This is a genomic window from Brachybacterium vulturis, from assembly GCF_002407185.1.
In the GTDB taxonomy this organism is placed as follows: domain Bacteria; phylum Actinomycetota; class Actinomycetes; order Actinomycetales; family Dermabacteraceae; genus Brachybacterium; species Brachybacterium vulturis.
Map to the genome: position 1 here is coordinate 585,536 of NZ_CP023563.1, position 19,307 is coordinate 604,842.

A 19,307-nucleotide genomic window follows, 5' to 3' on the forward strand; every position below is an offset into this window, starting at 1 on the left:
AGCTCAGCGGGTCAGCGGGTCAGCCCTCGGCGAGCGCTACCGGCTGGCCGGTGCGCACGGACTCCTGGGCGGCGGCGACCACGCGGACGGTCCGCAGCCCCACCTCACCGGTGGGATCGACGGCACGGCCCTCGCGCACGGCCCCCAGGAAGGCGTCCAGCAGCAGGGCGTCCAGGTCGCTCCCGTAGGGCAGCCACTGGCCGGGCCCGCCCACGTGCTGGGCGAAGGCGTCGATCTGCAGCTGACCACCGGTGCCGACGGCCTGCAGGCGCAGCCCGCCCCAGGTGGGGGCATCCTCGGGCAGCGACCAGGAGCAGTCGATCGTCGCCACCAGGCCCGAGCCGTAGGTGAGCGTGACCAGTCCGCCGGTCTCGGCGCCCTCTCCGGCCCGCTCGGCGTGCAGGATGCGGTTGGTGGTGGCGTGGACGGTCGCGGGCGGGCCCAGGACGGAGTCGAGGATCTCGGCGAGGTGGACGGTGTGATCCACCATCGCGCCGCCGCCGGCCAGCTCCACGTCGGTGAACCAGTCCCGAGCGGTGGGCAGCTTGCCGTTGTTGGTGCCGGTCAGGCCGATCACCTCACCGAGGGCGCCGTCGGCCAGTGCGGTGCGCAGCGTCTCGACGGCGGGCGAGAAGTGCACCGGGAAGGCGGTCATCAGCACCACGCCGGCCTCGCGGCAGGCCGCCACCATCGCCTCGGCGTCGGGGATGGAGGTGGCCAGCGGCTTCTCGCACAGCACGTGCGCGCCGCGACGAGCGGCCTCCAGCACGAGATCCCGGTGATGGGCGTTGGCGCTGGTCACCACGATCGCGTCCGGGCCCCCGGGCCAGGCGTCCCAGGCGTCGGCGTAGGAGGGGACCACCCGCACCCCGCGCACATCGCCGTAGCCGTCCGGATCGGCGACCACCAGCTCCACATCGGTGCGGGACTCGAGCAGGGCGGCATAGGAGCCCGCGTGGGTGTGGGCGCAGCTCATCAGCGCGACCTTGAGCGGCGCAGCGGGGTCGGTGGGTGGTGCGGTCAGCATGTGATGCTCCGTCCGGTGCGCAGGGACTCGAGGGCGGCGTGGGAGATCTCCACGGCGAGGGCGCCGTCGGCCGCCTCCACCCGGGCGGGAGCACCTCCGGCGAGGGCGGTCGCGAAGTCGACGATCTCGGCCGTGTAGGGGTCCCTCACAGCGGAGACGTCCGGCAGGAAGCCGTCCCCGGTGGTGTGGCGGGCGGCGGCGACGGCGTCGAACACGATCCCCGGGTCGCCGGCGCTGTCGTACTGCAGGAGCCCGGCGTCCCCGGCGAGGTCGAAGGTATAGCGGAACTGCGTGCCCGGCGGGCCCCAGAAGCCGCGGCAATGGGAGAGCGCACCGGACCGGTGGGTGAGCACCACATGCGCGGTGCGCACCGCGCTGTCGGAGGCGGCGATCGACTGCTGGGCAAAGACCCGCTGGACCGGGCCGGCCATCCACAGCGCCTGGTCGATGTCGTGGATCATCTGGTCCATGACGATGCCGCCGGAGAGCTCGTCGTCCGCGTACCAGGAGCGGTCCGGCAGGGAGCCGGTGCGCTCGAAGCGCAGGACGGCGAGGGTGCCCACGGCGCCGGTGTCGATCGCGCGCTTGGCCGCGGCGTACTGGGGGAAGTAGCGCACCACATGCGCCGGGAACAGCAGTCTGCCGGCACGGTCGGCCTGTTCGACGAGGTCGCGGGCCTCCGCGGGATCCAGGGCCAGCGGCTTCTCGCAGAGCACGTCCCTGCCGGCGTCCAGCGCGGCCCGCACGATCCCGGGATGCGAGGGGGTGGGGGTGCAGACGTCGACGACGTCCACCGCGGCCAGCAGCTGCTGGAGGCTGTCGTGCGCGGTGGCGCCGGCCTCGGCCGCGAACTGCTGGGCCCCGACCTCGCTGTGGCAGTGCAGCTCGGCGCCGACCTCCCTCCAGCCGGGCAGGTGAGCGCGGGCGATCCCACCGGTGCCGACGATCCCGACGCGGAGCGGACCCGGAGCGGCCGACGGGGCGGGGCTCCCGGGATGTGGAGAGGTGGTCATGCGCGAGCGGTCCTTCCTCGAAGAGGGCGCCGGCACCCCGGTCGAGGGTGCCCGACGGTGCGACCGCGACGCGGCCACCATGCCATGCATGAGAGCACGCTACCAGCGTGGACAGTTTATGTAACCCGGTTGTGGAATCAGAGGTGGGCGTGGCGTGGCCGGGACGGTCCCTGCCCACGGAGTCGCCGTCCCGGCCCACACACGCGGTTCCGAGCTCAGGCGACCAGCCCTGCCATATGGGTGAAGAGATCCGACTTGCCCTCGAACCCGATGCCGGGCAGCTCGGGCATCACGATGCGGCTGTCCTGCACCTGGACCCCGTCCGGGAAGCCGCCGAAGGGCTGGAACAAGTCCGGATAGGACTCGTTCCCGCCCAGGCCCAGGCCCGCGGCGATGTTCAGCGACATCTGGTGGCCGCCGTGCGGGACGCAGCGGCCCGGTGACCAGTCGTTCTCCCGGAGCATCTCGAGGGTGCGCAGGTACTCCACGAGCCCGTAGCTCAGCGCGCAGTCGAACTGCAGCCAGTCCCGGTCCCGGCGCATCCCTCCGTAGCGGATGAGGTTGCGGGAGTCCTGCATGGAGAACAGGTTCTCGCCGGTCGCGAGCGGGCCCCGGTAGACCTCGGCGACCGCGGCCTGCAGCTCGAAGTCCAGCGGATCGCCGGGCTCCTCATACCAGAACAGGTCGTAGTCCGAGAGCGCCTCCGCGTAGCGCAGCGCGGTCTCCCGATCGAAGCGCCCGTTGGCGTCCACCGCGAGTCGCTGACCGGGGCCGAGGACGTCCAGGACCGCGTCGATGCGCCGACGATCGGTGTCGAGATCGGCACCGCCGATCTTCTTCTTCACCACCGAATAGCCGCGGTCGAGGTACCCACGCATCTCGTCCTGGAGGGCCTTCAGGTCCTGGCCCGGGTAGTAGTAGCCGCCCGCCGCATAGACGAAGACTTCCCGGTCGGGCGTGCCCTGCCCGTACCGCTCGGCGAGCAGCTGGTAGAGCGGCTTCTCCGCGATCTTGGCGACCGCGTCCCACACGGCCATGTCGATCGTGCCGACCGCCACCGAGCGCTCCCCGTGCCCGCCGGGCTTCTCGTTGCGCATCATCGCGGACCAGATCGCCGCTGGGTCCAGGTTCTCGCCGCTGGAGTCGATCAGCTCCTCGGGCTCGGTCTCGAGCACGCGGGGGATGAACCGCTCGCGCATCATCGATCCCTGGCCGTAGCGGCCGTTGGAGTTGAACCCGTAGCCGACCACGGGCCTGCCCTCGCGGACCACGTCGGTGACCACCGCGACCAGGCTGAGGTTCATCCGGCTGAAGTCGATGAAGGCGTTGCGGATCGGTGAGCTGATGGGGAACGTCTGCTCCCGGATGTCGAGGATCCTCATGCCGCCACCTCCGTCCGGGCGAGGGCCGTGAGGAGCTCGGCGGTGACCTCCTGCGTCGAGGCGGTGCCGCCCAGGTCCGGGGTGCGGGCACCGGTGTCGGCGAGGACGCTCGAGATCGCCGCCATCACGTCGGCCGCTGCCTGCGGGTGTCCGAGATGGTCGAGCATCATGGCGCCCGTCCAGACCTGCCCGAGCGGGTTGGCCGCGCCGGTCCCGGCGATGTCCGGTGCCGAGCCGTGCACGGGCTCGAACATCGAGGGGTGCTCCCCCTCCGGGTTGAGGTTCGCCGAGGGCGCGATGCCGATGCTGCCGATGATCGCCGCCCCCAGATCGGTGAGGATGTCACCGAAGAGGTTCGAGGCGACGACCACGTCGAACCGGCCCGGATCGAGCACGAACATCGCCGCCAGCGCGTCGATGTGGTACTCGCTGGTCTCGACGTCGCGATGCTCCGCCGCGAGCTCCCGGAAGATCTCGTCCCAGAAGGGCATCGTGTGGATGATCCCGTTGGACTTCGTGGCCGAGGCCAGCCTCCCGCTCCGGCACTGCGCGAGGTCGAAGGCGTAGCGCATCACCCGGTCCACTCCCCGACGGGTGAAGACCGAGTCCTGGATCGCGAGCTCCTCGGGCGTTCCCCGGTAGAGCCGGCCGCCGGTCTCCGAGTACTCCCCCTCGTTGTTCTCCCGCACCACCAGGAAGTCGATGCCGCCTGCGGGCACATCACGCAGCGGGCTGTCGATCCCCGGCAGGAGGGTGACCGGCCGCAGGTTGACGTACTGGCGGAAGGCGCGACGGATCGGGACCAGCAGCCCCCACAGGGAGACGTGGTCCGGCACCCCGGGGTAGCCCACGGCCCCGAGGAAGATCTGGTCGTGCTCGGCGAGGACCTCGAGGCCGTTCTCGGGCATCATCCGCCCGGTGCGGGCGTAGTACTCGCAGGACCAGTCGAACTCGTTCCAGTCGAAGCGGATGCCGTGACGGGAGCCGACCGCGTCGAGGACCTGCTGGGCGGCGGGCACGACCTCGGTGCCGATGCCGTCGCCTGGGATCGTGGCGATCCGATACGTGGATGTCATGATGAGTTTTCTCCTCAGGGTGGGATGGCGTCCGGCAGGCGCCGGTGCGGTGCAGGGACGGCTCAGAACGCGGGGCCCGGGAGCCTGACGTAGAGAACCTCGGTGAAGACGAGATAGACGGCGCCGACGACGACTGCGGCGATGAGGACATCCAGCAGGAGGCCGCGGATCCCGGGCCTGCTCCGTCGCATCGCGAGCGCCGTGAACAGGAAGAAGACGACGCCGCTGAGGACGTAGCCGAGGAAGGGGAGCGCGGCGATCCAGGCCACCAGCAGCACGCCGGCCGTCACCAGCCCGCGCACCGGCAGGGCGTCCTCCTCCTCGTCCGCATCGGTGCCGCCGACGTGACGGCGCAGCACTCCGAGCACCAGCAGCAGCACACCCAGCGCACCGAAGATGATGATGATCGGATCCGCCCAGGCTCCACCGAACTCGGTGGTGTGGCTCCGCTGGATCCAGAAAGCGGCGGCGATGCCGACGGTCACGACGCCGACGGCGATGTTGATCCTGTCCGTATTGGTCATGGGGGTGTCCATGTCACTCCTTCGTGGTGGAGTCGGAGAGGTGCGCGTCGCTCGCGGAGGTGGGCTCCGCTCCGCCGTCCGCCCTCTGGCGCTTGCGGCGGGCGCTCAGCATCGGCAGCAGGACGCTCGCCAGGGTGAGCACGATCAGCACGATGCTGAGCGGGCGGGTGAAGAAGGTCAGCCACGGGATCGCCTCGCCCTTCGCGGTGAGCAGGCCCTGCACGAATCCGGTCTCGGCGATGGTGCCGAGGATCAGGCCGAGGACGATCGGGGCGGCGCTGATCCCCGCGAGGGAGAGGAAGTACGCCAGCACCCCGAGGACCAGCATGATCACCACATCGACCAGGGAGTTCCGCACAGCGTAGGAGCCGACGATGGTCAGCACCATGATGAACGGGGCGAGATACCGGGTGGGCATCGCGACCACCCCGCGCTGCAGGGCGCGCCCGCCGATGAGGCCGACGGGCACCATCATCACGGCGGAGACGGCCAGGGCGATGATGAAGGTGTAGACCAGGTCGCCGGAGGAGGTGAACAGCTCCGCGCCGGGACGCAGCCCGTGCAGCAGCAGCACGCCGATGATGATGGCGTCCGGCGGGGTGCCGGGAACCCCCAGAGTCAGAGTCGGGATCATACCGCCGCCGACTGTGCCGTTGTTCGCGGACTCCGCCGCGACGACGCCATCGACCTCGCCCTTGCCGTAGGTCTCCGGATGCGGGGAGACGCGCTTGGCCTCGCTGTAGGCGACGAGGTTGGCGACGCTGCCACCGGCGCCGGGCATGATGCCGACGACGGTCCCGATGATGCTCGACCGGATGAGGTTGCCGGGCTTCGACAGGACCCGACGGAGCATCGCACCGAGGCCCTGACGGTCCTCGTCGACGTCGAGCATCTCCGCGGAGCGGCCCTTGCGGGCGATGAGGCGGATGACCTCCGGGATGGTGAACAGGCCCACCATGGCCGGGACCAGCGGGATCCCGCCCTGGAGCATGGGCTCGCCGAAGGTGAAGCGGACATCGCCGCCGACGGGGGCGATGCCGATCAGCGCGAGCATCAGTCCCAGGGCACCGCCGATCAGCCCTTTGAGGCTCGAGCCGGCGGACATCGAGATGATGATCGTCAGTCCGAAGACCGCCACCCAGAAGTACTCCTGCGGGCCGAAGCGCAGAGAGAACTCTGCCAGCGGCGGCGCGAGGAAGATCAGTGCGATGACGCCGATGATGCCGCCGAAGAAGGAGCCCATGGTCGCGCCGACCACGGCGAGCTCGCTCTTGCCCTTCTTCGTCATCGGGAAGCCCTCGAGCGCGGTGGCGACCGATGACGGGGTGCCGGGGGCGTTGACCAGGATCGCGGTGAAGGATCCGCCGTAGATGGCGCCCATGTAGAAGGCCCCGAGGAGGACCAGGGCGGCGGTCGGATCCATGACGAAGGTGAAGGGGACCAGGAGCGCCAGTCCCATGGTGGCGCTGAGGCCGGGCATGGCGCCGATGGCCATTCCGGCGACGGTGCCGACCAGTACGAGCAGGAGCATCGACGGGGCCAGGTTGTTGGCGATGCCGACGCCGAGGAGTTCGAACATGAGGTCTCCGATCGGGGTCGTCCCCGCGCTTCCGCGCGGGGACGACAGGGGGGTGGGCAGGGTCGGTCAGGCCTCTTCGAGGTCTCCGAGGAGCTCGGTGAGGACCTCCTTGCGCTCCTGCGTGAACTCGGTGGCCTCCTCCGGCCCCATGTTCTCCAGCACGAACAGCTGCTCGTTGAACTTCTCGACCAGCTCGGGATCCTGATTGACCTCTTCGATCGCCGCAGCGAGCTCCCCGACGATGGCGTCCGGGGTGTCCGGAGGCACTGCGACGCCTCGATAGGCGCCGCCCACCAGGTCGACCTCCTGCGAGGTAAAGGTGGGGATGTCCGGGATCTGCTCCATCGGCTCCTCGGTCGCGACACCGAGCACCCGGACCTGATCGCCGAGCTGGTTGATCATCGGGGTGTACGTCATCAGCGCATCGACGTGACCGCCGAGCAGTGCCGGGGTGGCGGCACCGGTGCCCGAGAACGGCGTGTAGGTCGTGTCGATGCCCGCGGCCTCGTTGAGCTGGAGCACGCCGATGTGGTTGGCCCCGTAGGTCCCGCTGCCGCCGACTGAGATCGCACCCGGGTCCGCCTTCGCCGCGGCGATGAAGTCGTCGAGGGTCTTGTACGGGCTGTCCGCGGGGACCATGAGAACGTTCGGCGTCGACTGGAAGATGTAGACCTGCTTGAGCTGCTCGGTCTCGTATCCCGCGTCGTCGCGCATCATGGGCTGCACGATGATGTGCGGCAGGTTGTGTCCCATGATCGTGTAGCCGTCAGGCGCCGTCCGCGTCAGCTCGGACCAACCGAGTGCACCACCGCCTCCCGGTTTATTGGTGATCGAGATGTCCACGCCGAGGGCTTCCTGGAGCGGTGCCTGCTGCAGTCGGGCGGTGATGTCGGATTCGCCGCCGGCGTCGAAGGCGATGACGTAGTCGATCGGACGCTCGGGATAGTTCGCGGCGGCCTCCTCGCCGCCTCCGGCTGAGGAGCCGCAGCCGACGAGGAGTGCACCTGTGGCCAGGGTGGCCATGGTGGCCTTGGCTATGCGTTTCATCCGTGATCCTCCATTGGATCGTTGTCGGCGCTCCGGAGCCGGTGCATGCGCACAGCGGGTCCGGTGATCCGTCCTCGGATCGGTGCCGGCGAGTTGCTGGGTGGTCGATCAGGTGGTGCGGTCGAGCTCGGGCAGGCGCCGGGCCTCAAGACAGGGCGACCACCTCCTCCGTCTCCGATGCGCGCTGGTCCTCTCGCAGCGCGGAGACCAGAGCCTCGGTGACCTGAGCCGTCGTCGCGACCCCTCCGAGGTCCTTCGGCAGGATGCCGGCCCCGGTCGTCGCGTCGATCGCTGCCAGGACGGCGCGAGCCGCTGCCGGCTCTCCGAGATGCTCGAGCATGAGTGCCGCACTGGCGACCGCGCCGATGGGGTTCGCGATGCCCTGCCCCACGATGTCGGGAGCCGACCCGTGGACCGGCTCGAACATCGAGGGGTAGCGTCGATCCGGATTAAGGTTCGCGCTGGCGGCGATGCCGAGGCTGCCGGCCAGTGCCGACCCCAGATCCGAGAGGATGTCGGCGTGGAGGTTGGAGGCGACGACCACCGAGAGCTGCTCGGGATGGAGCACGAACTTCGCGCTCATCGCGTCGACCAGGACGCTCTCGGTCTCGACGTCAGGATAGTCCTTCGCGACGCGAGTGAACACCTCGTCCCAAAGGACCATCCCGTACTGCTGTGCGTTGGACTTGGTGACGCTGGAGACCTTCGTGACCGGTCGGGTCCTGGCCAGGTCGAAGGCGAAGCGGATGATCCGCTCGCAGCCCTTCTCGGTGTGGAGGCTGGTCTGGACCGCGACCTCGTTGCCGGGTCCGCGCCCGCTCAGATTGCGTCCTCCGAATCCGGCGTACTCGCCCTCGCTGTTCTCCCTCACCACCACCCATTCCAGCTCCGTGGTGTCTGCCTTGCGCAGCGGCGAGGACACTCCCGGCAGGAACGAGACCGGGCGGATGTTCGCCCACTGGTCGAAGGGCTGGGTGATCGCCAGGCGCAGGCCCCACAAGCTCACATGATCCGGCACCTCCGGACCGCCCACGGCGCCGAAGTAGATCGCGTCGTGCTCGGCGAGCTGCTCGAGGCCGCCCTCGGGGACGTAGTGACCGTGCTCGAGATAGTAGTGCGAGCTCCAGGGGAACTCAGTGACCTCGAAGGCGATCTCCCCGTTCGAGAGTTCGGAGACCGTCCGGAGAACCTGCAGCCCGGCATCGATCACCTCCCGGCCGATGCCGTCGCCGGGGATGGAGGCGATCCGATAGATGCGTGCCGTGCTGTTCATGGAGACTCCGGGTCGTGGCGGGTTGGTCCCGTCATTCAAGCGGTCGGAGTCGCGGACGGTCCAAGACTAATATGCAATGCATCACATAGGCGATCCCTATGGACGGTGCTGTCCGTCTATCCGTAAGAGCTGGTCGACGGCGCGTTCCTCGAGAAATGCATACGTGTTTCCGAAGGAACCCGTAGTGTCGGAGCATGGATGCGCGTCAGCTCGAGTACTTCCTCGCCGTCGTGGACGAAGGCGGCGTGGGGGCCGCGGCCGAGAAGCTCTTCGTCGCGCAGCCCTCCGTCTCCCAAGCACTGAGATCGCTCCAGCGCGACCTCGGTACCGAACTGTTCACCCGCACCGGACGCCGACTGCAACTGACCCCCGCGGGAGAAGCCCTCATCGCTCCGGCCCGCCAGGTCACGCACTGGATGGAGCTGTCGCGCGCGCACGTCGATGCGGTGAACGGGCTGCGCACGGGGCGTCTGGTGCTGGCCACGATGCCGTCCCAGGCGGTCTATCCCCTGCCGTCGATCATCGACCGCTATGTGCGGAAGTATCCGATGATCCAGACCTCAATCCGGGCGGCCGGGACCCCGCGGGAGGTGATGTCCCTGGTCCGCTCCGGTGGTGTCGACCTGGGAATCATGGCCGTCACGGATCCCGTGGATTCGGGGGACCTCGTCCTCCACCCGCTCCTGCGACAAAGCTTCATCGTGATCTCGTCCAAGAACGTCGATCTCCCCGCACAGGGGCCGCTGAGCTACGCCCAGCTGGAGGGCCAGCGCCTGATCATCGGCCAGCCCGGCACGGGGATGCGTCGCGTCGCGGACCAGGTCATCGCCACGAATCGCTCTACGATCGCCGTGGTGGAGACCGAGCACCGCGAAGCGATCCTCCCCATGGTGATCAACGGGACCGGCATCGCCGTGATCGCCGATGCCTGGCGCGGCCTCGCCAAGGAGTCGGGTCTCGTGGTGCACGACCTCGACACCCCCGAGTTCCTCGATGGCTCGATCGTCCATCGCGACGTCGATCTCACTCCGGCCGCGCGCGCCTTCCTCCTGCTCTCCGGCGCACAGCTGACGGGCGCACCGACGCGAGGTCGAGAGGCCTCGTGAGGTGCGCCGGGCTCGCGCCGCTCACATCCCGATGACCTGACCGAGTCCGCGCAGCAGGGTCGCGGCGGACCCGAGGACGACCACACCAATCGCTACTGCGCGAGCGGTGCGCGACGACACCCTTCTGGCGATCACGCCCCCGAGGAGCACTCCTACCGGGACGGAGCCGATCGCCGCGACCATCAGCGGCCAGGGCGGGGCCCCTCCCGATCCGGCAGTGCCCACCAGCAGCTTCGTGATCACCGAGATCAGGCCCATGGTGAGGAAGATCGGTTGCAGCGTCGCGGCGAAGGAGCGCTGATCCCACCGGGTCACCTGCGCATAGGCGAGCATCGCGGCCGCAGCCACGCCGACAGCGGTGTTCAGGAAGCCGCCGAGGGCTCCGGCGAGGAGACCGGCCGGCACCGGCGACATCTCGGCCCGGCGCCCCCGCAGGAGCGGAGTGACGGCCAGGGAGACCAGCAGCGTGACCCCGATGATCACATCGAGCCAGCCGGACTCCACCGAGTGCACCAGCAACGCCGCCGGGACCGCACCGACCAGGATCGCGGGCGCGATCCGAAGGTAGCGGCCCCAGTCGATGTCGGCGCGCACGGCGAGCGTCAGGAACGCCGCCGAGACCACGGTCGTCATGTTCGTCAGCAGGATCCCGGTCACCGGGCCGATCGCCAGCACCAGCGCCGGCGACAGCACCAGTCCCGTGCCCATGCCGCTGGTGCGCTGGAGGGTGACACCGAGCAGCACCGCGCCGACCACGACCAGGAGTGCGACCTCCATCAGCACCGTCCCGTCCCGGAGTTGCTCGCGCCGCAGCCGCTGCGCCTCCACGTCACGATACTGCTCGACCTCCCGACCTCTCGGCGGCGTGACGCCCGATGGCTACCCTCGATGCCATGACCAATGCTCCTCAGCCGTCCGCGGTCCGCACTCCGCCGGAGACCGACCCCCGCACCCAGCGAGAGCGCATGCTCGCCGGCGACTGGTACCTCTCCGACCGGGAGCTGGGCGCGCTCCAGCTCTCCGCCGCCCGCCTGGCGGACCGGTACCACCGAGCCTGGCTGGAGGACGCTCCCGAGGCGCGCGACCTGCTCGCGGAGCTGCTGGGCGGCCTCGGCGACGGGGCTGTGGTGCGGCCCCCGTTCGCGGTGGACTACGGCAGCAATGTGGTGCTCGGCGCGCGCACCTTCGTGAACTATCACCTCACCCTGGCCGACGTCGCCCCGATCACCATCGGCGAGGACTGCCAGATCGGGCCCAACGTCCAGCTGCTGACGCCGATCCACCCGACCGAGCCGGGTCCTCGGCGGGAGCGGTGGGAGCGGGCCGCGCCGATCGTCATCGGGGACAACGTCTGGCTCGGCGGCGGAGTCACCGTGCTGCCGGGGGTGAGGATCGGGGACAACTCGGTGATCGGTGCGTCGGCCGTGGTGACGAAGGACGTGCCGGCGGGTGTGGTGGCCGTGGGCAGCCCGGCGCGGGTGCTCCGGGAGCTCTGACCTCGGCCGTCATCCGGCGCTCGCCGCCACTGCCTCGGCGAGGTCGGCGGCCAGCGCCGCGGCGGCATCCTCCTCCAGGTCGTGCACGGTCAGCCGCAGGTGACCGGAGGGTTCCGCACCGGGCTCGAGCCGGAACTCGTCCCCGGTGCGCACCAGCCAGCCCCGGCGCCTCAGCCGTTCCGCGATCTCGCGCGCGGGGGCGGGCACCGGCACCCACAGGCTCATCCCGTCCCCGGCCGCGACCGGCAGACCCTGTGCCGTGAGGCGGTCCGCGAAGGCGTGGTTGCGCGCGGCGTAGTGGGCCCCGGCCCGCTCGATGAGGGCCAGCGCGTCGGGGTCGGTCATCACGGCATGGGTGATCCGTTGCAGCAGGTGGCTGACCCAGGTGGTGCCGGGGCTGAGCCGCAGCGCGAGCCGGCCGGCGGTCTCGGGGTCGGTGGCGGTGACGGCCAGGCACATGTCAGGGCCGACGAACTTCGAGACCGAGCGCAGCAGCGCCCAGCGCCGATGTCCCGGACCGATGAGCGAGTGGAAGGGCGATCGGGACAGGAACGAGTAGTAGTCGTCCTGGATGACCAGCACGTAGGGATGATCGGCGAGGACCTCGCGCAGCTCAGCGGCGCGGCGGGCGCTGAGCGAGGCACCGGTGGGGTTCTGGGCGCGCGGCGTGCACACCACCGCGCGCACCCCCTTCTCGAGCGCCGCCCGGAGGCCGGCGACGGTCATCCCCTCGGAGTCGACGGGGACCGGGATCGCGCGGTATCCGCCGAGGTGGGCGATCTGGATGCTGGCCAGGAAGCAGGGGTCCTCGAGCGCCACGGCGTCGTCCCGCATCAGGGCCTGGGTCAGCAGCCGCTCCACGGCGTCGACGGCGCCGCTGGTCAGGGTGATGTGCAGAGCAGCGGGGTCGCCGGGGACGTCCGGGCTCATCCAGTCCCGTGCCCACTGCTCGAGGTCGGGGTCGATGACGGGTTCCCCGTAGAGCACCGGGCGTCCGGCCGCTGCGGCCAGGCCCGGTGCGAGATCCGGGATCAGCCGCGGATCGGGGTTGCCGGTGCCGAGGTCGCGCAGGGCGCCGGCGGCGGCGAAGCCCTCCTGGGCCAGGGGCGCGCGTCGGGCGATCCGGGTGCCGCCGCGCCCCCGGGAGACCACCACCCCGGAGCGGGCGAGGGTGCGGTAGGCGGCCACGGCGGTGTTGCGGTTGACGCCGAGCTGCTCGGCGAGGGCACGCACGGAGGGCAGGCTCTGCCCGGGGATCAGCTCCCCGCGGTCCACGAGGGCCCGCACGCTGTCGGCGATCTCCGCCGCGGTCCCGCCGCGGATCACCAGCTCTCCTCCGTGCTCATCCGCTCGAGTCTAGGCGGGCTGCTCCGGCACCCGTGCCGCGTGGCGGACCACCCCTCGCCCCGCGACCCATGCCGTGCTAGGTTTTGGCCTAGGCCAATGTGGTGCAGGGAGGGTCGACGAGCCGGATGCCGTCGGCCCGCGCCGCGCGAGCGACGAGGACACCCCATGACCACCACTGACAGCACCACCCCCGCCACCGGCACCGGCACCGTCAAGCGCGGCCTGGCGGACATGATGAAGGGCGGCGTCATCATGGACGTCGTCACGGCCGAGCAGGCGAAGATCGCCGAGGACGCCGGCGCGGTCGCCGTGATGGCCCTGGAGCGGGTCCCGGCCGACATCCGTGCCCAGGGCGGCGTCTCCCGCATGAGCGACCCGGACATGATCGACGGGATCATCGAGGCGGTCTCGATCCCGGTGATGGCCAAGGCCCGCATCGGCCACTTCGTGGAGGCACAGGTGCTGCAGGAGCTGGGCGTGGACTATATCGACGAGTCCGAGGTGCTCTCCCCGGCCGACTACCTCCACCACATCGACAAGCACCGCTTCACCGTGCCCTTCGTGTGCGGTGCGACGAACCTCGGCGAGGCCCTGCGCCGCATCACCGAGGGCGCGGCGATGATCCGCTCCAAGGGCGAGGCCGGCACCGGGGACGTCTCCGAGGCCACCAAGCACATCCGCACCATCAACGCCGAGATCCGGGCACTGGCCGCCCGGAGCGAGGACGAGCTGTATCTCGCGGCGAAGGAGCTGCAGGCCCCCTACGCCCTGGTCAAGGAGGTCGCCGAGGCCGGCGAGCTGCCCGTGGTGCTGTTCGTCGCGGGCGGCGTCGCCACCCCGGCGGACGCCGCGATGATGATGCAGCTGGGGGCCGACGGGGTCTTCGTCGGCTCCGGGATCTTCAAGTCCGGCAATCCCGCCGAGCGCGCCGCCGCCATCGTCAGGGCGACCACCTTCTTCGACGACCCCTCCGTGATCGCCGAGGTCTCCCGCGGGCTCGGCGAGGCGATGGTGGGCATCAACGTCGCCGACCTCCCCGCACCGCACCGCCTGGCCGAGCGCGGCTGGTGAGCACGGGCGGCCCCGGGCCGCGGATCGGGGTGCTCGCGCTGCAGGGCGATGTGCGCGAGCACGCCCGGCTGCTCGAGGAGCTCGGTGCCGTCGTCACGCCGGTGCGTCGGTCGTCGGAGCTCGCCGCGATCGATGCCCTGGTGCTGCCCGGCGGGGAGTCCGGGGTGATGGACCGCCTCGCCCGGATCACCGGCCTGCGCGAGCCCCTGCGGGAGGTGATCGCCGACGGGCTGCCGGTGCTGGGCACCTGCGCCGGGCTGATCCTGCTGGCGGACCGCCTGCTGGACGGGACACCCGGTCAGGAGACCCTCGGCGGGCTCGACGTGACGGTGCGGCGCAACGCCTTCGGCAGTCAGACCGACTCCTTCGAGACCGATCTGGAGGTCCCCGCCCTGGGCCCGCCGGCGGCGCGCACCGCGTTCATCCGTGCCCCGCTGATCGCACAGCTGGGTCCGCGGGCGCGCGCGCTGGCGACGCTGCCGGACGGGCGGATCGTCGCCGCCGAGCAGGGCAGGGTGCAGGGTCTCGCCTTCCACCCCGAGGCGACCGGGGAGCAGCGGTTCCATCGCCGGCTCCTGGCGCAGGTTCGCTGCCGCTGAGCCGCAGCGGCTGGTTCATGGCTCCTGAGCCGCCGCCGCGCAGCAGCGGCGCGATCTCGTGGCCCCCGGCCTTCACGGCGGGCAGATCGCACTCTCGCGGCTCACGACGGAGGGTCGGCGAAGGTCACGATCCGGGTGTCATGACTGCTCGGTCACTGGATAGGTCCCGGGCACGGGCGGACAATGCACGTAGACGGCCCCGGCCGACCCGGCCTTCGCCGATGCCCTAGGAGGCAGCCGTGAAGAAGCGCATCCTCTCTCTCCTCGCCAGCGTCGCCATGCTGTGCGGCCTGGCCATGCTTGCGCCGGCCTCGGCCGTCGCCGCCCCGTACTGCGGCATCTACTGGGGCTCGCTCCCCGAGTCCGCCTCCGGGATGTCCTCGGCCCAGATCGAGAACCTCCGCACCGGTCGGCACGCCTGCTTCGACCGGCTCGTCGTCGATCTCGAGGGCGACGTCTCCGGATATTCGGTGACGTACGTCCACCGCGTCTCCGAGCTCGGCTCCGGGTTCGCCGTCCCGCTCCGCGGCGGCGCCGATCTGGAGATCCTGGTCCATGCCCCGGCATACGACGCCGACTTCCACGCGACGTACTCCCCGCGCCATCCCTCGCACGCGGTCGATGTGGACGGCTATCGCACCTTCCGTCAGGTCGCCTTCAGCGGCAGCTTCGAGGGACAGACCCTGATCGGGCTCGGCGTGCGCGCCCGGCTCCCGATGCGGGTGTTCACCCTGGACGGTCCCGGTGACGGCTCCCGCCTGGTCATCGACGTGGCCCATCGCTGGTGAGTGCGCCGCGCGCGCACCATCGCCCGCCGCCCCCGGACCGGCGGTCCCTTCCCGGACCGCCGGTCCGACCCTGTCCGGGTGCGGTGCTGCGGGGCACGGAGCGGGTCAGCGGATCAGGCGGCGGTCACGGGCCTCCCGGATCGCGGCGGTGCGGCTGTCCACCCCGAGCTTGTCGTAGATGTGCACCAGGTGGGTCTTCACCGTCGATTCCGAGATGAACATCAGCTTCGCGACCTCGCGGTTGGTCGCGCCGGTGGCGAGTGCGTCGAGGATCTCGGTCTCCCGGGGGGACAGGGCGCTGTGCGGGTTGCTCATCCGCTGCACCAGGCGCTGCTGCACCTCGGGCGAGAGGATGCTGCGCCCCGCGGCGGCCTCTCCGACGGCGTCGATCAGCGCCTCCGTGGGCGAATCCTTGAGCACGTAGCCGGTCGCGCCGGCCTCGAGCGCGCCGACGATGTCCGCTTCCGCATCGAAGGTGGTCACGGCCAGCACCTGCACCCCGGGGTGCGCGGCCCGCAGGCGACGGGTGGTCTCGATGCCGCCGATGCCGTCGCCGAGATTCAGATCCATCAGCACCAGGTCGGGGACCCCGGCGGGGGACGCGGCGAGCTCGTCGATCATGCTCAGGGCCGCGGTGCCGGAGCCGACCTCGGCGACCACCTCGATGCCGTCGTCGGCCTCCAGCAGGGCGCGCAGCCCGGCCCTGACCACGGGGTGGTCGTCGACCATCATGATCCGGATGCTCGCTGCTCCGTCTGCTGCGATGCTCATGCGTCGGACTCCTGGGTGTGGGTCGGCAGGGTGAGGCCGACGGTGGTGCCCTCGCCGGGGGCCGAATCGATCGCCACGCTGCCGCCGGCGCGACAGAGGCGGGTGCGCAGCAGGCGCAGCCCGTCACCGCCGTCGTGTCTGGTGGTGGGGGCGGAGGGGTCGAAGCCGCAGCCGTCGTCCACCACGTCCAGGCTCACCCGTCCCGGCCACCAGGCGAGGGTCAGCACGCAGCGCTGGGCCTCGGCGTGCTGCTGCACGTTGGCGACCAGGGACTGGGCGGCGCGGTGGAGGGTCTCGACCTGGGCCGGCGCGAGCTCGCGCGGGGTCCCGTCGATCCGCAGCTCCCAGCGGGGGCTCTCCCCCAGCATCTCGGCGCGGGAGATCACGCCCCGCAGCGCCTGCTCGAGGGTGGTGCGGGGGGCGCGGTCGGCGAGGTCTCGCACCAGGCGGCGGGCGTCGGCGAGGTTCTCGCGGGCGGTGTCCTCGATGCGGGAGAAGGACTCGGCGGCCTCGGGGTGGGTGGTCCTGGCCCCGCGGCTGAGCAGCACGATGGAGTTCAGCCCCTGGGCGAGGGTGTCGTGGATGTCGTGGGCGAGGCGCTGGCGCTCCTCGGCGACGCCCTTGCGGCGCTCGGAGTCGGCGAGCTCGCTCTGGGCGGCGCGCAGCTGGGCGACCAGCTGCCGATTGCGGTCGGTCTCGATCAGCAGCCGACGGTAGACCGCATGCGCGATCAGCGAGAAGGCGGCACCCACGACCGGACCGAGGACCTCGCCGATCGCGAGCGAGCGGGGCTCCTCCGCCAGCAGTGGCGCGACCACGGCCCACAGGGCGACGGCGCCCATGGCCAGCGGGCCCGTCACGCGACCGAGGGCGAAGAGCACCAGGAAGAACAGCGGGAAGGCGATCCACACGAACGCCGAGGAGATGAAAGTGCTGGCCATCCAGACGAGGGCGAGGGCGAGCACCCACCCGCGGGAGGGCAGCAGCAGATCGGTCCGGGCGGAGCGGCCGGCCTCCCCGCGGTGCAGTGCGACCCGGGAGCCGATCACGTAGATCCCGACGATCACCGCGGCCGTGACCAGGGCGAGCGGCAGGGAGATGCCACCGGTGCCATGGGCGCGCACGGCACCCACGGCAGGCAGCACCGCGAAGGCCACGTGCATCGCGCCGCGCAGGGTCCGGGCCAGCGCGGCGGCGGTCTCGCGGGGCGTCTCGGGGCCGAGATCGAGGTCCCGATCGCCGAGGCCGTCGGGGGTGCCGCGGTCGCCGACGTCGCGGGGCCCGGCGGGGTCGCGGGGCCCGGCGGGGTCGGAGGCGGGAGCGGAGGTCACGTCGCCACTCTAGAGGCGGGGCCGAGCGTGCGGCATCGTCCGAACGGTCGAGCGGATCCCGGTGCGTGCGCCGGGGTCGGAGGCCGCGGCTCACCCGCCGTCGGCGGCGTGGGCGAGAGCGGCGGCGGCGAGCGGACGCACAGCGCCCTGTCCCCACTGCGCCGCAGCGGCCTCACGGTCCTCGGCCACCTGCCCGCTCACCGTGAGGACCAGGCGCGTGCCGTGCCCGGTGCCCGGGCGGAGCTCGAGCCGCACGTGGTCGCCGGGTTCGCCATCGGCCGTGTCGAAGGCGAGCAGGGTCGGCGCGTCGACCTCGGTGAGGTGGCCCAGCACCACCGAGGGAGCCTGCGGGGCATGCAGCGCCTCTCCGACCACCAGCACCGGCGGCTCCTCGACCAGCCTGTCGCCGCCGTTGACGAAGAGGTGCCAGGCGGTCTCCGCCGGGCACACGAGCTGCCGTGCGAAGCGCACGGTCCAGCCCTCGGCCCCCTCCTCGAGCTCCGGCTCGTCGAGCCCGAACCTGTCTGCGAGCTGCTCGTGCCGGGCGCGCCGCGGCCCCGGGTTCGCGACCTCCCGACCGTCGAGGACCGCATCGAGACCCTCGAGGCAGGCCTCCCAACCGGTCGCGAAGCTGGCGGCCCCGGGCAGATCGGTGAAGCCGTGGACGATGGTGAGCCGGGTGCTCTCACCGACCGGGTCCAGGACGATCCGCATCTCGTCGGTGCCCCAGGAGAAGCGCAGCAGTTGCGGGGCCTCGCACTCCAGGACCTCACCGAACTCCGCCGGCAGGCCGGCGAATGCGGGGAACCTGGCCCGGCCGCCGGTGCGCAGTTCGAACTGCGGGGCGCCGGGGAACCAGCGGGAGAGCAGCTCGGACACCGTCACGGCACGCCACACCTGGTCCACCGGGTGGCCGAGCGTGCGCTCGAGCTCGACGGCGTGGTGGTGCGCGCCGCGGCGCAGCAGCGGTTCGGGGGGAGTCACGCCGGAGCCTCCTGAGGGATCGGTCGAGGACCACTCTTCTCCGACCCGGGACGGCTGTCCAGCGCTACCGGCCGGGAACTCTGCACACACGGACATCGACCGGGCATCGACTCCGGGGGTGCAGCGGACGGGCCGATGGTGCGGCGAGCCGGCACTATTGCCAGCTCACCCCACCATCGGCCCGTCCATGACACTCAGCGGCCCGTCCGCACCCGGCGCGAGGCACGGACAGCAGGACGGGCGCAGTCGGAGCTCAGGCCGTGGGGACGACCAGCCCGGAAGCGCTCGAGCGCGCCGCCGCGAACCGCGCCTGGACATCCGCCCAGTTCACGATGTCCCAGATCGCCTTGACGTAGTCCGCCTTCACGTTCTGGTAATCCAGGTAGAACGCGTGCTCCCACATGTCCAGCTGGAACAGCGGGATCGTCGCCACCGGCACCCCGTTCTGCTGATCGTAGAACTGCTCGATCACCAGGTTCCCGCCGATCGGCTCGAACGCCAGCACCGCCCAGCCGGAGCCCTGGATGCCCAGCGCCGCCGCCGTGAAGTGCGCCCGGAAGCCGTCGAAGGAGCCGAAGAACTCATCGATCGCCGCCGCCAGGTCACCGGTGGGCTTGTCCCCACCCTCGGGCGAGAGGTTCTTCCAGAAGATCGAATGATTCGTATGGCCGCCCAGGTTGAACGCCAGATCCTTCGAGAACTGGTTCACCGTCGAGAAGTCGTTCGCCTCCCGCGCCGCAGCCAGCTTCTCCAGCGCCGTGTTCGCACCCTTGACATAGGTCGCGTGGTGCTTGGAGTGGTGCAGCTCCATGATCCTGCCGGAGATCGAAGGAGCCAGCGCCCCGTAGTCGTAGTCCAGATCGGGAAGCGTGTACTCAGCCATCATCGGTCCT

General features: G+C 71.0%; 19 protein-coding genes. 5 read left to right on the forward strand and 14 right to left on the reverse strand.

The annotated features are described in order from the left end of the window. Positions 1-19 precede the first annotated feature (19 nt). From CFK38_RS02570 to CFK38_RS02605, 8 genes are all read right to left on the reverse strand, one after another. Complete coding sequence (locus tag CFK38_RS02570; protein ID WP_096801668.1) at positions 20-1,027, reverse strand: Gfo/Idh/MocA family protein; 1,008 nt, start codon at positions 1,025-1,027, stop codon at positions 20-22. Continuing rightward, complete coding sequence (locus CFK38_RS02575; RefSeq protein WP_096801669.1) at positions 1,021-2,040, reverse strand: Gfo/Idh/MocA family protein; 1,020 nt, start codon at positions 2,038-2,040, stop codon at positions 1,021-1,023. Before CFK38_RS02575 ends, CFK38_RS02570 begins: the two co-directional genes overlap by 7 nt. Positions 2,041-2,255: 215 nt before the next feature. Next, entirely contained in the window at positions 2,256-3,422 is a 1,167-nt protein-coding gene (locus tag CFK38_RS02580) for a mandelate racemase/muconate lactonizing enzyme family protein (protein ID WP_096801670.1), read from the reverse strand. Then, complete coding sequence (locus CFK38_RS02585) at positions 3,419-4,498, reverse strand: tartrate dehydrogenase (RefSeq protein WP_096801671.1); 1,080 nt, start codon at positions 4,496-4,498, stop codon at positions 3,419-3,421. The genes CFK38_RS02580 and CFK38_RS02585 overlap by 4 nt, the downstream gene beginning before the upstream one ends. A gap of 62 nt (positions 4,499-4,560) precedes the next feature. Further along, complete coding sequence (locus CFK38_RS02590; RefSeq protein ID WP_096801672.1) at positions 4,561-5,034, reverse strand: tripartite tricarboxylate transporter TctB family protein; 474 nt, start codon at positions 5,032-5,034, stop codon at positions 4,561-4,563. A 1-nt stretch (position 5,035) separates the two neighbouring features. Continuing rightward, positions 5,036-6,601 (reverse strand): tripartite tricarboxylate transporter permease, encoded by a 1,566-nt coding sequence (locus CFK38_RS02595; RefSeq protein ID WP_096801673.1) that lies wholly within the window; start codon positions 6,599-6,601, stop codon positions 5,036-5,038. A gap of 66 nt (positions 6,602-6,667) precedes the next feature. Next, a complete protein-coding gene (locus tag CFK38_RS02600) occupies positions 6,668-7,648 on the reverse strand; it encodes a tripartite tricarboxylate transporter substrate binding protein (protein ID WP_096801674.1) in 981 nt (326 codons plus the stop codon). A gap of 145 nt (positions 7,649-7,793) precedes the next feature. Further along, positions 7,794-8,921 carry a tartrate dehydrogenase gene (locus CFK38_RS02605; protein WP_096801675.1) on the reverse strand — a complete coding sequence of 376 codons (1,128 nt, stop codon included), beginning with the start codon at positions 8,919-8,921 and terminating at the stop codon, positions 7,794-7,796. A 194-nt stretch (positions 8,922-9,115) separates the two neighbouring features. Here CFK38_RS02605 and CFK38_RS02610 point away from each other — a divergent pair, with 194 nt between their 5' ends. Continuing rightward, positions 9,116-10,027, forward strand: coding sequence for a LysR family transcriptional regulator (locus CFK38_RS02610; RefSeq protein ID WP_096801676.1), 912 nt, complete (start codon positions 9,116-9,118; stop codon positions 10,025-10,027). A 21-nt stretch (positions 10,028-10,048) separates the two neighbouring features. Here CFK38_RS02610 and CFK38_RS02615 read toward each other — a convergent pair whose 3' ends face one another. Then, entirely contained in the window at positions 10,049-10,855 is an 807-nt protein-coding gene (locus CFK38_RS02615; RefSeq protein ID WP_245851200.1) for a sulfite exporter TauE/SafE family protein, read from the reverse strand. A 65-nt stretch (positions 10,856-10,920) separates the two neighbouring features. Here CFK38_RS02615 and CFK38_RS02620 point away from each other — a divergent pair, with 65 nt between their 5' ends. Continuing rightward, complete coding sequence (locus CFK38_RS02620) at positions 10,921-11,523, forward strand: sugar O-acetyltransferase (protein ID WP_096801677.1); 603 nt, start codon at positions 10,921-10,923, stop codon at positions 11,521-11,523. A gap of 9 nt (positions 11,524-11,532) precedes the next feature. On the opposite strand, the gene CFK38_RS02625 is transcribed toward CFK38_RS02620, so the two are convergent. Then, complete coding sequence (locus CFK38_RS02625) at positions 11,533-12,852, reverse strand: aminotransferase class I/II-fold pyridoxal phosphate-dependent enzyme (RefSeq protein ID WP_096801678.1); 1,320 nt, start codon at positions 12,850-12,852, stop codon at positions 11,533-11,535. 183 nt (positions 12,853-13,035) lie between these two features. Here CFK38_RS02625 and pdxS point away from each other — a divergent pair, with 183 nt between their 5' ends. The 3 genes from pdxS (at position 13,036) to CFK38_RS02640 (ending at position 15,328) form a co-directional block, all read left to right on the forward strand. Then, the gene (gene pdxS, locus CFK38_RS02630) at positions 13,036-13,941 is read left to right on the forward strand and encodes a pyridoxal 5'-phosphate synthase lyase subunit PdxS (RefSeq protein WP_096801679.1); all 906 of its coding nucleotides are present in this window, start codon (positions 13,036-13,038) and stop codon (positions 13,939-13,941) included. Next, entirely contained in the window at positions 13,938-14,540 is a 603-nt protein-coding gene (gene pdxT / locus CFK38_RS02635; protein WP_245851201.1) for a pyridoxal 5'-phosphate synthase glutaminase subunit PdxT, read from the forward strand. The genes pdxS and pdxT overlap by 4 nt, the downstream gene beginning before the upstream one ends. Before the next feature lie 239 nt (positions 14,541-14,779). Beyond that, the gene (locus CFK38_RS02640; RefSeq protein WP_096801680.1) at positions 14,780-15,328 is read left to right on the forward strand and encodes an AMIN-like domain-containing (lipo)protein; all 549 of its coding nucleotides are present in this window, start codon (positions 14,780-14,782) and stop codon (positions 15,326-15,328) included. Between the two features lie 105 nt (positions 15,329-15,433). On the opposite strand, the gene CFK38_RS02645 is transcribed toward CFK38_RS02640, so the two are convergent. The 4 genes from CFK38_RS02645 to CFK38_RS02660 form a co-directional block, all read right to left on the reverse strand. Then, on the reverse strand, positions 15,434-16,099 hold the full coding sequence (locus CFK38_RS02645; protein WP_096801681.1) for a response regulator: 666 nt from the start codon (positions 16,097-16,099) through the stop codon (positions 15,434-15,436). Next, entirely contained in the window at positions 16,096-17,430 is a 1,335-nt protein-coding gene (locus CFK38_RS02650; RefSeq protein WP_245851202.1) for a sensor histidine kinase, read from the reverse strand. The genes CFK38_RS02645 and CFK38_RS02650 overlap by 4 nt, the downstream gene beginning before the upstream one ends. A 90-nt stretch (positions 17,431-17,520) precedes the next feature. Then, positions 17,521-18,414: an SRPBCC family protein gene (locus tag CFK38_RS02655; protein WP_157773322.1), complete on the reverse strand. Its 894-nt coding sequence runs from the start codon at positions 18,412-18,414 to the stop codon at positions 17,521-17,523. Positions 18,415-18,667: 253 nt separating this feature from the next. After that, positions 18,668-19,297 carry a superoxide dismutase gene (locus tag CFK38_RS02660; RefSeq protein ID WP_096801683.1) on the reverse strand — a complete coding sequence of 210 codons (630 nt, stop codon included), beginning with the start codon at positions 19,295-19,297 and terminating at the stop codon, positions 18,668-18,670. Positions 19,298-19,307: the final 10 nt, after the last annotated feature.

Excerpts from the sequence above, each read along its gene's own strand:
- CFK38_RS02570 (WP_096801668.1), bottom strand. The coding sequence starts at position 1,027 with ATGCTGACCGCACCACCCACCGACCCCGCTGCGCCGCTCAAGGTCGCG.
- CFK38_RS02575 (WP_096801669.1), bottom strand. The coding sequence starts at position 2,040 with ATGACCACCTCTCCACATCCCGGGAGCCCCGCCCCGTCGGCCGCTCCG.
- CFK38_RS02580 (WP_096801670.1), bottom strand. The coding sequence starts at position 3,422 with ATGAGGATCCTCGACATCCGGGAGCAGACGTTCCCCATCAGCTCACCG.
- CFK38_RS02585 (WP_096801671.1), bottom strand. The coding sequence starts at position 4,498 with ATGACATCCACGTATCGGATCGCCACGATCCCAGGCGACGGCATCGGC.
- CFK38_RS02590 (WP_096801672.1), bottom strand. The coding sequence starts at position 5,034 with ATGGACACCCCCATGACCAATACGGACAGGATCAACATCGCCGTCGGC.
- CFK38_RS02595 (WP_096801673.1), bottom strand. The coding sequence starts at position 6,601 with ATGTTCGAACTCCTCGGCGTCGGCATCGCCAACAACCTGGCCCCGTCG.
- CFK38_RS02600 (WP_096801674.1), bottom strand. The coding sequence starts at position 7,648 with ATGAAACGCATAGCCAAGGCCACCATGGCCACCCTGGCCACAGGTGCA.
- CFK38_RS02605 (WP_096801675.1), bottom strand. The coding sequence starts at position 8,921 with ATGAACAGCACGGCACGCATCTATCGGATCGCCTCCATCCCCGGCGAC.
- CFK38_RS02610 (WP_096801676.1), top strand. The coding sequence starts at position 9,116 with ATGGATGCGCGTCAGCTCGAGTACTTCCTCGCCGTCGTGGACGAAGGC.
- CFK38_RS02620 (WP_096801677.1), top strand. The coding sequence starts at position 10,921 with ATGACCAATGCTCCTCAGCCGTCCGCGGTCCGCACTCCGCCGGAGACC.
- pdxS (WP_096801679.1), top strand. The coding sequence starts at position 13,036 with ATGACCACCACTGACAGCACCACCCCCGCCACCGGCACCGGCACCGTC.
- CFK38_RS02645 (WP_096801681.1), bottom strand. The coding sequence starts at position 16,099 with ATGAGCATCGCAGCAGACGGAGCAGCGAGCATCCGGATCATGATGGTC.
- CFK38_RS02660 (WP_096801683.1), bottom strand. The coding sequence starts at position 19,297 with ATGGCTGAGTACACGCTTCCCGATCTGGACTACGACTACGGGGCGCTG.